The 13,706-nt window shown below is 66.2% G+C and carries 7 protein-coding genes; 2 read left to right on the forward strand and 5 right to left on the reverse strand.

Annotated features, from left to right (window positions below):
• Positions 1-18: 18 nt before the first annotated feature.
• From ACW6W5_RS04045 to ACW6W5_RS04060, 4 genes are all read right to left on the reverse strand, one after another.
• Positions 19-516 (reverse strand): GNAT family N-acetyltransferase, encoded by a 498-nt coding sequence (locus ACW6W5_RS04045; RefSeq protein ID WP_193222839.1) that lies wholly within the window; start codon positions 514-516, stop codon positions 19-21.
• Positions 517-607: 91 nt separating this feature from the next.
• Complete coding sequence (locus ACW6W5_RS04050) at positions 608-2,329, reverse strand: alpha-amylase family glycosyl hydrolase (protein WP_152153486.1); 1,722 nt, start codon at positions 2,327-2,329, stop codon at positions 608-610.
• Positions 2,329-3,816 (reverse strand): MFS transporter, encoded by a 1,488-nt coding sequence (locus tag ACW6W5_RS04055; RefSeq protein ID WP_152153488.1) that lies wholly within the window; start codon positions 3,814-3,816, stop codon positions 2,329-2,331. The genes ACW6W5_RS04050 and ACW6W5_RS04055 overlap by 1 nt, the downstream gene beginning before the upstream one ends.
• Positions 3,813-6,014, reverse strand: a complete 2,202-nt coding sequence (locus ACW6W5_RS04060) for a glucosidase family protein (protein WP_152153589.1) — start codon at positions 6,012-6,014, stop codon at positions 3,813-3,815. The genes ACW6W5_RS04055 and ACW6W5_RS04060 overlap by 4 nt, the downstream gene beginning before the upstream one ends.
• 234 nt (positions 6,015-6,248) lie before the next feature.
• Here ACW6W5_RS04060 and ACW6W5_RS04065 point away from each other — a divergent pair, with 234 nt between their 5' ends.
• Positions 6,249-8,315: a glycoside hydrolase family 97 protein gene (locus ACW6W5_RS04065; RefSeq protein ID WP_226956675.1), complete on the forward strand. Its 2,067-nt coding sequence runs from the start codon at positions 6,249-6,251 to the stop codon at positions 8,313-8,315.
• Positions 8,316-8,650: 335 nt separating this feature from the next.
• Positions 8,651-11,410 (forward strand): TonB-dependent receptor, encoded by a 2,760-nt coding sequence (locus ACW6W5_RS04070; protein ID WP_193222840.1) that lies wholly within the window; start codon positions 8,651-8,653, stop codon positions 11,408-11,410.
• Between the two features lie 646 nt (positions 11,411-12,056).
• On the opposite strand, the gene ACW6W5_RS04075 is transcribed toward ACW6W5_RS04070, so the two are convergent.
• On the reverse strand, positions 12,057-13,670 hold the full coding sequence (locus tag ACW6W5_RS04075; RefSeq protein ID WP_152153492.1) for an alpha-glucosidase: 1,614 nt from the start codon (positions 13,668-13,670) through the stop codon (positions 12,057-12,059).
• Between the last annotated feature and the right edge of the window lie 36 nt (positions 13,671-13,706).

The raw sequence follows: 13,706 nt of genomic DNA on the forward strand, positions 1-13,706 counted from the left end.
GCCGGCCAGCGGCCGGCACTACAGGCGCGGTGGACCGCCGATCAGGTAGAGGTGGAACCGCGGGTCATCCTCGGCCAGTTCGACATGCGGGAGGCCAAGACGCGGCAGGGTCCGCAGCCAGTAGGCATGCGCAGCCACATCGCCGCGGAACACTGCGAGCAGCCATTGCCCCTCGCCGGGGCGCACCAGTGCGTTGACCACGTAGGCCGCCAGGCCCTGCCGCCGGTACTTGGGCAGCACGAAGAGATCGGCCAGTTCGGGATAGTGGCGCCCGTCCCGCTCCACCCGGTCCACCAGCACGAAGCCGGCGAGTGCCTCGTCGACGAACAACAATCGCGCCCACTGTGGATCGTCGCGCAGCGAGGCCTCGACATCGCGCCGGTCACAGTCGAACAGACCGTCAGGACGAACTTCTTCTCCGCTCCAGGCCGACGCCTCGAAGTAGTAGAACTGCATCAGGTGGAACAGGCGCTCGGCGTCGTCGGGCGTCGCGGGGCGCAGGGACAGGCGTGACATGGAGAACGTACTCGAAAGGATCGCCTTGCGCGATCGCGAGCCCGATTGTAGTGCCCGGCCCACCGCGAACGGCAGGCCGGGCATCATCTGGCTACTTCGCTAGGCGCTTGGTGCGTGCCTGCTGATCGTCGACCGCCGCCTTCAACCGGGCCTGCAGCGCGGCCTGTTCGACCTGGGCATCCAGCACGAATACGCGCACGCCATGCGCAGGCACCTCGGCCTTCAGTGATCCCTTGACCGTCTGGTTGGCGCCGCCCAGCGCGTCGCGCCAAGTCCCGGCCTGCAGATAGCGGCGCACCTCAAGGGTGCGGGCGGTGTCGCCCTTGTTGAGCAGCACCAGCGCGGTCTGGGCGGTATCGCCGTGCTGCAGCACGCGGAAGAACACCGCTTCATCGCCCTGCAGCCGCTCGTTGACCTGCAGACCGCGCTGCAGGGCGGGTGTGGCCTCACGCAGTTTGGCGATGCGCTGCAGCGGTGCGTAGATCGGGCTGTTCCGCGCGTCGTCGACGCGCGCCTGGCCGAAGTAGGCGCGGTTGCCGGCATGCTCGGCGCGGCTGCGCATGAAGCCGGTTTCCGAGCCGTAATAGATCACCGGAATGCCGCGTGCGGTGAACAGCCAGTTGTGGGCGTCGATGAACCCGGCATCGTTCGCATCCAGCCGGGCCATATCGTGGTTGTCGTAGAAGCTCATCAGCTCGTACGGATTCGCATACGGCCCGTCGAGCAGGTGCAGCGGCTCGGCCAGGGTTTCAAAGCCTTTCTGTTCTTTGCCGAACACGGACGACAGTGCGCCACGCAGCGGAAAGTCCAGCACGCTGACATTCGCGTTGGCCGGCCAGGTGTGCTCGGCGATCTTGCTGGCGTCGTAGTCAAACGCTTCGCCGAACATGAACATGCCGGGATGCTCGGCACGGATGCGGTTGACGAAGGCATGCCACCACGGGTGTGGCAGCCAGCCGATGGTGTCGATGCGAAGTGCATCCACGCCCTGCGCCGTCCACTGCAGGTAGGCGCCCACCAGGTAGTCCATCACCGCCGGGTTGTGCTCGTTGAAGTCGGACAGCTCGGCCAGGTTGCCATCGAAGATCGAGCCGTTCTTACCGTCGACCGGGCCGATGCTGTTGTAGAAGGCATGCAGCGGGTTATGGACCGGATCCAACTGCTGCGGGGGCAGGTTCTGGTGATCGGCGATCAACGTGCCGCCCTTGTCGAATATCTGGCCGAACTGCGGCTGCGCCACCGGCATCGTCCACGCGGGCGAGCCATGGTTGCCGACGATATCCAGCACTACCTTCAGGTCAGCGGCATGCAGGCCGCGGGTGAACGCGGCGAAGTCCAGGTCCCTGCTCGGTAGATGCTCGTCGAGCGTATAGAAGTTGACGCCCCAGTAGCCGTGATAGCCGGTCTTGCCGCGGTCGGTCAGCGTGCTGGTGCAGCTGATCGGCTTGCTGCCGGTGAAGGCCTGGTCCGGGTTGTCGATGATCGGGGTGATCCACACCGCGCCGAAGCCCAGATTGCGGATGTACGCGGCGTTGTCGAGCACGCCCTTGAAGTCACCGCCGAGGTAGCCGATGTTGCCATCCACCTTGTCCGGGCAGGGCACCGGGATATCGAAGGTGGGATGCGCGCCGCCCTGATCGCTGTGATCGTTGGACGGATCGCCGTTGACGAAACGGTCGGTGACCACGAAGTAGACCGCCTGGCTGGCGAACGGCTCACGCGTGCCGACATAGTCCGGGCGTTCGATGGCCAGGGCGGGACTGGCGGACAGCGCGAATGACAGGGCCAGCGACAACGACGAATACGGCGACATCAGACAACCTCCTGTTGGGATGGCACATACAGCACGCATAGACCGGCCAGCAGCAGGCTGCCGCCCCCGAGGGCGAGCACGTGCATCGGATCGCCGCCCAGCCAGGTGCGCAGCAGGAAGCCGAGCGCACTGGCCGCGACCAGCTGCGGGATCACGATGAAGAAATTGAACAGGCCCATGTAGATGCCCATCTTGGCCGCCGGCACGCTGTCGGACAGCAGCGCATACGGCAGCGACAGGATCGAGGCCCAGGCGAAGCCAACGCCGACCATGGACAGCAGCAGCCAGTGCGGATCACGGATGAACAGCATCGAGATCAGTCCCAGGCCGCCCAGCCACAGATTGACCAAGTGGCTCCAGCGCAGGCCCAGTGCGCGCACCATCACCGGGATCAGCAATGCGGCCAGCGCCGCGAAGCCGTTGTAGGCACCGAACAGCACACCGACCCAGTTGGCCCCCTCGTTGTAGGCGGCCGACGCAGTATCGGTGGAGCCGAAATGGGTGCCGGCGACGGCGGCAGTGGTGTAGATCCACATCGCGAACAGCGCGAACCACGAAAAGAACTGCACCCAGGCCAGGCGACGCATGGTGCGCGGCATCGCACGCAGGTCGTCGACGATGGTGGCCAGCATGTTCGCCCCCGGCACACAGCGCGCCACCCCCAGCAGCACGCCATAGGCGATGCACAGGCCGGCCAGCACATACAGCATGCGGTCACCCTGCCGCGCCGCGATGGCAGCGGCCAACACGATGCCCACCGCCACCCAGCCGCCGATCTGCGCCCACGGCGGCGGTCCGGCCACGCGTGCACTCTGGTGCACGGCGGACGGCTCGGCATCATCGAAGCTGGCCAGCTCGGCCGGCGAGTATTCCCGGGTGCTGACCACCGTCCAGGTGATCGCCGCGAGCAGCACCGCGGCCCCGAAGTAGAACGCGTAGCGCACGGTATCGGGCACCTGCCCCGCGGCCGCCGTGTTGGCCACGCCGAAGTGGGCCAGGATGAAAGGCAGGAAGCTGGCGACGATCGCACCGATGCCGATGAAGAAGCTCTGCATCGCAAAGCCGGTCGGCCGTTGCCGTGGAGCCAGCTGATCGCCGACGAACGCGCGGAACGGCTCCATCGATACGTTGATCGAGGCATCCAGTACCCACAGCGTACCCGCGGCGATCCACAGCGTCGGCGAGTTCGGCATCACCAGCAGGGCGAGCGTGGTCAGCACCGCACCGATCATGAAGAACGGGCGGCGGCGGCCCCAGCGCGTCCAGGTGCGGTCGGACAGGTAGCCGATCACCGGCTGCACCAGCAGGCCGGTCAATGGCGCGGCGATCCACAGCCCAGGCACCGCATCCATCGGCGCGCCGAGCGTCTCGAAGATGCGGCTGGCATTGGCGTTCTGCAGGGCGAAGCCGAACTGGATGCCGAGGAAGCCGAAGCACATGTTCCAGATCTGCCAGAACGACAGCGTTGGTTTGGGCGCCCGGCTCATCGGCGCGGCTCCGTCGAGGCCGCGACCGGCATCAGGGTCAGCGCGGACACGCGGGCCTGATTGAGCACGCCCTCACTGCCGCCCTTGCCGCCGTTGTACTGCGCGAAGTGGGTCAACGCGCTCATGTTGAAGCCCTCGTCCAACGTGATGCGGCAGGCGCGTGCCGGCAGCTCGAATTCAACCGCCGTGGAGTCCTGTTCGCCCACGCTGTGCGGCATCACGATGGGGCGGCGCTGCTCCGGTTGACCCTCGCATTGCAGCACCAGCGTCTTCACCGCTGCGGTCACACCGGTGTTGATCGGGCCGTTCGGGTTGTCGTAGCGCAGGCGTGCACGCCAGCGGCCGGCGGTCGGTGCGGTCCACTGCCAGTGCCTGTCGCCGGCCAGCACCTGCTGCGGGCCGATGCAGGTCATCGGGCTGTGCAGCGATTCCAGAGTGCCCTCCCGGCGGGTCAGGCTCAGGCAGTGACTGGCACCGTCCCTGGCAATCGTGGCGACACCCCGTGTGGGCGTCAGCGTCTGGCCGTCGCGCCACAGCACGTGCCCGGCGGGCACCGTGATCTGCCAGCCTGCCGTCGTTTCACGCGGCACCGGGGCAGCGGGGGTGGCCGGGGCGAACACCGCCGAGGGACGCAGGATCGCTGGTGATGGCGTCGCGCCCGTGGCATGCAACGGCACCAGCTGCACCGTGGTGATGCTGCCATCGCGCTGGATGTCACCCGCCACCAGCAGCTCGCCGGCAAGCTGCTTCGGTCGCACCAGCACGTAATGCTGTTTGCCGTCGTCCAGGCGGATGCGGTCATGCTCACCGAACAGTGTCGGCACCAGCGACACCGGCAGCTTCGGCGCGATGCGGCCATCGTCTTCCACGCCGAACACGCCTTCCAGCACCATCGAGAGGTACCCGGCCACCGACCACAGCTGCCGCGGCGAATTGACCACCGGGCCGCTGAGCACGCCTTCATCGACATGCACCGCCAGCGTGCGCATCTCGTAGTTTTCCATGTTGGAGCCGGCCAGCGCGGTGCCGCGCATCAGCGATTCGATTTCCATGGCGATGCGCGGCGCATCGTCCAGCCGGCGCGCCGCGCGCAGCGAGTACGCGCTGACGAACGGCCAGATGCCGCGGTTGTGGTAGATCGGCTGCTGCGCTTCCTGCGGCCAGACGACCGGGCTGCCACCGGCCACGGCCGGGTAGTTCGCCAGCGCGCGGCGTGCGCGATCGGCCGGGAACACATCGGCCAGCACGCCCAGCGAGAGCGCGAGCAGGTCGTACTTGGCGTACGGCACCGGGTGCGCCGCCTCGCCGATGTAGCTCATGTACTGGCCGGCATCCTCGCGCCAGAAGCGTGCGTCGACCTGGCGGGCCAGCGCATCGGCCCATTGGCCGTAGGTGGTGGCGCGCGCGTCGCCGTGCTGGCGTGCCAGCTGCTCGGCCAGTCGCAGCGCCTGGTAATGCAGCACGTTGGTGGACAGCGCGAAGGACTCGCCGATGAAGCGCACATCCTCGCGGGTCCAGTCCGGGTAGGTCTGCTCGCGCCAATCCAGGAAAGAGGTCTCACCGCGATACAGCCCGACCCGCGCATCGAACACCGCCTCGCGATCCTGCGCCAGAGTGGCCTGCAGTGCCTGCCAGACCTGGTCGGCAAAGGCCGCGTCATCCAGCAGCCCGCGTGCGGCCAGGAACCACACCACGCGATCACTGCTGATCGGCCAGCTGCCGCCGGAGCCGGTGTCCTGTGCCACGAACAGACCGGGGGTGTGGCCGTCGCGCGCGGTGGACAGCTTGAACTGCTGCGACTGGCGCGTGCGCACCGGATCCAGACGCGACAGCGCCAGATCAGCGGCGAAGCTCACATCGCGGGTCCACACGTAGGGCCAGCGTTCGCCGGTCTGGAAGCAGGCACAAGAAACCGGCTTGCCGTGATTGAAGGCGGGGTCGCGGATCGCATCGACGCGGTCGGCCTCCATCTCCTGCTGGGCCAACCCGAACAGCGCATCGAACAGCACACTGCCGGTTTCGCTGCGCATCGGCTGCGCACTGACGCGCACCTCGCCCTGCGGCGCGTGCAGACGGTAGCCACCTTCGGCGGCGGTCTCGGCGCGCGTATGGCGGCCGTCGAAGTCCAGGTCGGCCGCACGTGCGGTGGACCCCATCGCCGCCCCGAGGGCAACGGTCAGGCAGATCATCTTCAGCATCGAAGTGGCGAACCGGCTCACGCCTGTTGCCTCCCTCCCCTTTGCTCGCGTTGTAGGTCCGCACCGCCTCGCGGCAATGCGCTCGCGGCCCCCTCCCAGGGTGCCTTGGGCCCATGGTAGACGGCACGCCGCAGCCTGCATCGAGATGCATACGTATTCATGGCCAGGGCGGTCGGCAATCGCGACCGCGTCGCTATAGTCCGGAGGGTGTTTTCGGCCGCCTTGGGAGGGGAAATGCCGTCACTGTCGCATCCAACGGACGGGCATCACGCACGTCGTCGCCTGCCCCTGCTGGGCTGGATCTTCTGCGCATTCAGCGCCACCGCCCTTGCCGAGCCGGTCACCGTGGCCAGCGTCGACTCGCCCGGCAAGGTGCTGCGCGTGTCACTGCAACTGGACGGCGGGGACCCCAGCTACCGGGTTGAACGGTTCGGCGAGGCCGTGGTGGACAACTCCAAGCTCGGCTTCCAGCTACGCGATGGCCGCCTGGACCGTGATCTTGCCGTGCTTGGCCAGCAGTCGCGCAGCGTCGATGAAACCTGGGAACAGCCGTGGGGCGAGCGCCGGCTTACCCGCAATCACTTCAACGAAGTGGTCGTGCAGCTGGCCGAACGCAGTGGCGCCAAGCGTCGCATCGATGTGGTGTTCCGGGTCTATGACGACGGCCTGGGCTTCCGCTACCACTTCCCCGAGCAGCCGGGTATGCGCGAGGCGATCATCGACGATGAGCTGACCGAGTTCGCGATCGCACCGACCTCCACCGCCTGGTGGATTCCGGCCGGTGAGCCGATTCACTACGAGTATCTCTACCAGCGCACGCCGCTGGACCAGGTGCCGCTGGCACATACGCCGATGACGCTGCGCAGCCGCGATGGCCTGCATGTCGCCATCCACGAAGCGGCGCTGGTGGACTACGCCGGCATGTGGCTGCGCCGCACCGAGGGCCAGCGCCTGCGCGCGCAGCTGTCGCCCTCGGCGGAAGGCTGGAAAGTGCGGCGCAGCCTGCCCTTCAATACCCCGTGGCGCACACTGCAGATCAGCGACACCGCCGGCGGACTGGTTGAGTCCAGCCTGATCCTCAACCTCAACGAGCCCAACGTGCTGGGCGACGTCAGCTGGGTGAAGCCCTCCAAGTACCTGGGCGTGTGGTGGTCGATGCACCTGGATGAGGAGAGCTGGGCCACCGGCCCACGGCACGCCGCGACCACGGCCAAGACCATGCGCGTGATTGACTTCGCCGCCCGGCATGGTTTCCGCGGCGTACTGGTGGAAGGCTGGAATCCGGGCTGGAACGGTGACTGGGTCGGCAATGGCTACGCCTTCGATTTCACCCGGCCCACCGCGGACTTCGATATCGAGGCCCTGTCGGCTTACGGCGCGAAGAAGGGCGTGCACCTGATCGGCCACCATGAAACCGGCTGCGCGATCGAACACTACGAAGACCAGCTCGGCGCGGCGCTGGATCTGTATGCGCGGCTGGGCGTGGATTCGTTCAAGAGCGGCTACGTCTGCGACGACGGCCAGGTCGACCGCCGCAACCCGGCCGGTGGCCCGCTGTGGCGCGAGTGGCACGACGGCCAGTTCATGGCCCGCCATCACCTCAAGGTGGTGCAGGAAGCAGCCAAGCGGCATATCTCGGTGAATCCGCACGAGCCGATCAAGGACACCGGCCTGCGCCGCACCTACCCGAACTGGATCAGCCGGGAAGGCGCGCGTGGCATGGAATACAACGCCTGGGGCCAGCCGCCGAACCCACCCGAGCACGAGGTCAACCTGGTGTTCACCCGCATGCTGTCCGGGCCGCTGGATTACACCCCCGGCATCCTGAGCCTGAAGGGCCGCGGCGGTCAGGCGATCCCCAGCACGCTGGCTCGCCAGCTCGCGCTGTACGTGACGCTCTACAGCCCGATCCAGATGGCCGCCGACCTGCCCGAGCACTATGAGCAGCACCGTGAGGCCTTCCGCTTCATCGAAGACGTCGCGGTGGACTGGGACGACACCCGCGTGCTCGACGGCGAGGTGGGCGACTACGTGACCATCGTGCGCAAGGACCGCCACAGCCGCGACTGGTTCCTGGGCAGCATCACCGACGAACACGGCCGCGTGCTGCCCGTTTCGCTGGGCTTCCTGGAGCCGGGTGTGCGCTACCGCGCGGAGATCTACCGCGATGGCGACGGCGCCGATTTCCGCAGCAATCCCTTCGCCTTCGTGCGCGAAACCCGCGAGGTCACCAGCGCCGACGCGCTGGCGCTGGTGCTTGCGCCCGGTGGCGGCCAGGCGATCCGTTTTACGCCGCTGTAGACCTGATCAGAGGTGGCCTCGACATCGCCCCATGACGTGTAGTGCCGGCCGCTGGCCGGCTCCTGCATCTGCATGGCATCCCGGGGATGCCGGGCAGCGGCCGGCACTACCATCGACGGTTGCATGGCAGAACGTGGCGCAGCAGCGCGACTGCGATAACGCGCCTGTAATCGCTTCCAACGCTGCAAACGTCATTGAATACGTATGCAGGGTGATTCCCGCAGCCGATGCGCTGCCTACCATAGCCACGCAGTCAACGGCCACCGCGCCATGACGCTCCCGGGGTCCTCCGGGCAACCAAAAAATCGATTGGCAACATTGCCTGGGAGGGGAAAATGTTGAACCGCAAGCGCAGCGAGCTGAGTCTCGCGCTGGCCGTCGCCCTGACGCCGTTGATGGCGTCGGCGCAGACCGCCGAACCCAGTTCCACCACCACACCGACCGGCACGGCGGCAACCAATCTGGACACCGTCCAGGTCACGGGCATCCGCCGCGGCATCGAGAACGCGATCGCGATCAAGCAGGACGCCACCTCGGTGGTCGAAGCGATTTCGGCCGAGGACATCGGCAAACTGCCCGACGTGAGCATCGCCGAATCGCTGGGCCGCCTGCCCGGTCTGGCCGCCCAGCGTGTGGCCGGCCGCGCCCAGGTGATCAGCGTGCGCGGTCTGTCGCCGGACTTCGCCACCACCCTGCTCAACGGGCGCGAAGTGGTCAGCACCGGTGACAACCGCAGCGTCGAGTTCGATCAGTACCCCTCGGAACTGGTCAACGGCGTGACCGTGTACAAGACCCCGGATGCAGCGCTGGTCGGCCAGGGCCTGTCGGGCACCATCGACATGCAGACCGTGCGCCCGCTGAGCTTCGCCGAGCGCGTGATCGCCATCAGCGGCCGCTACCAGAAGAGCTCGCTGGGCAAGGCCGCCAACGTCGATCCGTACGGCAACCGCTTCAGCGCCAGCTACATCGACCAGTTCCTCGACAACACGCTGGGCATCTCGATCGGCTACGCGCACAGCGACATGCCCATCCAGGAAAACCAGGTCGGCCTGTACGAACCGTGGACCACCGAGCAGACCGACCAAGGCAATCGCCCCGGCCTGGCCCCGGGCACGGTGTTCTCCGACGGCATCAAGGCGCTGCGCCGCACCGGCAACAACGAGCGCGACGGCGTGATGGCCACCGTGCAGTTCCGCCCGTCGAACGTGTGGACCAGCACCCTGGATGCGTTCCACACCGAAGCCGAGCAGACCGATACTGCCAACCAGTTCGAGGTCAACCTCAGCAACTACAACGGCGGTTACACCCCGGGCCTGCTGATCACCAACCCGCAGGTCAACGCCGATGGCACCTTCGCCGGCGGCGTGGCGACCGGCGTGTATCCGCTGGTGCGCGGCATGTACAACAAGCGCAAGGACAAGATCGACGCGTTCGGCTGGAACAACGAGTTCAACTTCGAACGCGTCAAGGTCGTCGCGGATGTGAACTACTCCAAGGCCACGCGCAACGAACTGAACCTGGAGAACAACCTGCAGCTCACCCCGATGCCGCAGCTGGATTCGGTCGGGGTGGTGGTCAAGCCGGACGGGTTCTCGCAGATCAGCCCGGGGCTGGACTATTCCAACCCGGACGCGCTGTTCCTGACCAACACCATCTACGGCTCCGGCTACGGCAAGGTGCCGATGGTCGAAGACCGCCTGAAGGGCGCCCGCCTGCAGGCCACCTTCGCGATGCCCGACTCGCTGCCGTGGTTCTCCGATGTGGACGTGGGCGTGAACTACGCCGACCGCCGCAAGGACAAGACCCAGGCCGAGGGCAACATCCTGCTTGGCGACCAGGGCGATGCCAACATCGCCGGTGACCTGCAGTACGCACCGGTCAATCTGGGCTTCGCCGGTATCGGCTACATCCCGGCCTGGAACGTGCCGGCCGCGGTGGACCGCTACATGGTCTTCAACCCGGTCACCAACCTGGACTACCTGATTCCCAAGGCCTGGACGGTGCAGGAAAAGACCAGCACCGCGTGGATCCGCGCCAACATCAACACCGACCTCGGTGAGGTAGGCCTGCGCGGCAACATCGGCGTGCAGGTGGTGCGCACCGACCAGAGCTCGCAGTCCAACTACTTCGACCGCTCGCGTCCCGATGGCCAGAACATCCTGCCGATCGATGACGGCAAGACCTACACCGATTGGCTGCCGAGCTTGAACCTGGCCTTCATGTTCCCGCACCAGCAGACGCTGCGCTTCGCCATGGCCAAGCAGGTGGCACGCCCGCGCGTGGACCAGATGCGTGCCGGCCTGGAGTTCGGCGTGGACACCGCCACCGGCAAGCCCGGCGGCAGCGGTGGCAACCCGCTGCTGGATCCGTGGCGCGCCAACGCGATCGATCTGTCCTACGAAAAGTACTTCGGCGAAAAAGCGTATGTGGCGGCCGCGGTGTTCTTCAAGGATCTCAAGTCCTACGTCTACACGCAGTCGCGCGACGACTACAACTTCAGCGACCTGCTGGCCAGCTACGTACCGCCGCCGGGCATGATCGTCCCGGTCCTGCCGACCGGCACGTTCTCGGCCCCGCAGAACGGCCAGGGTGGCAAGCTGAAGGGCCTGGAGCTGACCGCCTCGTTCCCGCTGGAGATGCTGACGGAGAGCCTTCGTGGCTTCGGCGTGCAGGCCAGTGCGACGTTCAACGACAGTGACATCAAGATCCTGGATCCGGAAAGCGCCTCCAGCGTGGGCAGCGATCCGATCAGCCTGCCGGGCCTGTCCGAACGCGTGTACAACTTCACCGCGTACTACGAGCGCAGTGGGTTCGAGGCCCGCGTGAGCCAGCGCCGTCGTTCGGATTTCATCGGTGAGATCGGCAACTTCAACGGCAACCGGACGCTGCGTTATGTGGTCGGTGAGAACGTGACGGATGCGCAGGTCAGTTATACGTTCGCCGACAGCAGCAGTCTGCATGGGCTGACGCTGTTGCTGCAGGGAAGCAATCTGACCAACGAGCCGTATCGCACCTACGCTGGCACGAAGGATCGTCCGCTGGAGTACGTGGAGTGGGGCCGCACGTACATGCTGGGCGTGAACTACAAGTTCTGATGTTGCTCTTGTCAGCCACTTAGTGGCGACATCGAGAACCCGCTGCTTGTGCAGCGGGTTTTTGTTGGCTTCTCTCTGACTCTGAAGAGCGTCAGCGCCGGCTGTCCGTGGGCTGGTCGGGGGTGTGTGGATTTGCGGGGCGCGCCGTAAACCCATCCATGGGGGCTCGTGAGCCGCATCCATGCGGCACAACGGTCCCGCCAACCCACACACCCCCGCCCTTCGACAGTGGGTTGGTGGCCATGGCACAGCAAGGCGTCTACCGCCGTGTCAGTTTTGCGTTTCGATCACCGCGAAGTCTGGGCAGGTTGACTGAGCCATCAAGCAAGCGCCGCTTTTCCATTGCACACCGACACCCTGTCAAAGGGTGGGCAGGGGTGGGTTGGCGGGACCGTATGCCGCCATGGATGGCGGCATACGAGCTTACATGGACGTACTTGCAGCGGGTCCCGCTGACCCACCCCTGCCCGCCCAAACCAGCACGTTTACAGCCCCGAGTGCTGTGGCTGTGGCTGTGGCTGTGGCTGTGGCTGTGGCTGTGGCTGTGGCTGTGGCTGTGGCTGTGGCTGTACCCCAACGCACGAACGCAAGACAAAAAAAGGGCGAGGCACCTGGCCCCGCCCTCTCAATACCACCGGAACACCGATCAGCCGCGTCGCGCGCAATACATCGACTGCGCCGGCAACACCAGCTCATTACCAACAACCTCGCCCACGTCCGGACCCGGCACATGTACCGCCTGCCACTCACCCACCGGCAACGCAGCCCGCACCGAATCCGCCGAAAGATTGAACGCCAACAGCAACGTCTCCTCCCCGTGCACACGCTCGAACATCAACACCGGCTCGGCGCACGCAAGAAAACGGATGTCGCCCACCAACAGCGTCGGCATCGTCCGCCGCCACGCCAGGAACTGACGGAACGCGCTCAACACCGAGTGCGGATCCTGTTCCTGCGTCGCCACCGACGCAGCCTGATGCTCCGCCGGAATCGGCAACCACGGCTCACCCGTCGTGAAGCCCGCCTTCGGCGCATCCAGCCACGGCATCGGCGTACGGCAACCGTCGCGGCCCTTGAAGTTCGGCCAGAACGTAATGCCGTAAGGATCCTGCAGCGCCTCGAACGGCACGTCCGCCTCGCCCAGTCCCAGCTCCTCGCCCTGATAGAGGCAGATCGAACCGCGCAGCGAGCACAGCATCGCCACCAGCATGCGCGCCAGGCGCGGCTGTGCCGGATGACCGCCCCAGCGCGTTACCGCGCGCTCCACATCGTGGTTGGAGATCGCCCAGCACGGCCAGCCTTCGGTCATCGTCGCTTCCAGCCGCGACACGGTGTCGCGGATGTAACCGGCGCTGAAATCCTTCACCAGCAGTTCGAAGCTGTAGCCCATGTGCAGGCGGCCCGGCGCGGTGTATTCGGCCGTAGTCGCCAGCGAATCTTCCGCGGAAATTTCACCCAGGCTGACCGATCCCGGGTACGCGTCCAACAGCACGCGCAGCTGCTCGATGAAGCCGATGTTCTCCGGCTGCGTGTTGTTGTAATAGTGGTACTGGTAGGCGTACGGATTGTCCGCGCTGAAGCCACGGCCGAGGCGTTTTTCCAGCGGCTTGGCCGGGTTGTCACGCAGCTGTGCGTCGTGGAAACAGAAATTGATCGAATCCAGGCGGAAGCCATCCACGCCACGGTCGAGCCAGAACCGCACGTAGTCCAACGTGGCCTGCTGCACTGCCGGGTTATGGAAGTTCAGGTCGGGCTGGTCGGCCAGGAAGTTGTGCAGGAAATACTGCTCACGCCGCGGCTCCCACTGCCAGGCCACGCCCCCGAAGATCGACATCCAGTTGTTGGGCGGGGTGCCGTCCTCGCGTGGATCGGCCCACACGTACCAGTCCGCCTTGGGATTGGTGCGGTCCTGCCGGCTCTCCTGGAACCAGGCATGGTCGATCGAGGTATGGCTGAACACCTGGTCGATCATCACCTTCAGGCCCAGCGCATGCGCCTTGGCCAGCAACTCGTCGAAATCGGCGAGTGTGCCGAACAACGGGTCGACGTCGCGGTGGTCGGCGATGTCATAGCCGAAGTCGGCCATCGGTGATTTGAAGAACGGCGAGACCCAGATCGCGTCGACGCCGAGCGCGGCGACATAGTCCAGGCGCTCGATGATGCCGGGCAGGTCGCCCACGCCATCGCCGTTGGCGTCCAGGAAACTGCGCGGGTAGATCTGATAGATGACGGCACCGCGCCACCATGGAGACTGCGACATTGGGGCCCCCCTTCGGGCTTCCACGGCACCCGCGAG

The organism is Stenotrophomonas sp. IS26, assembly GCF_054188265.1.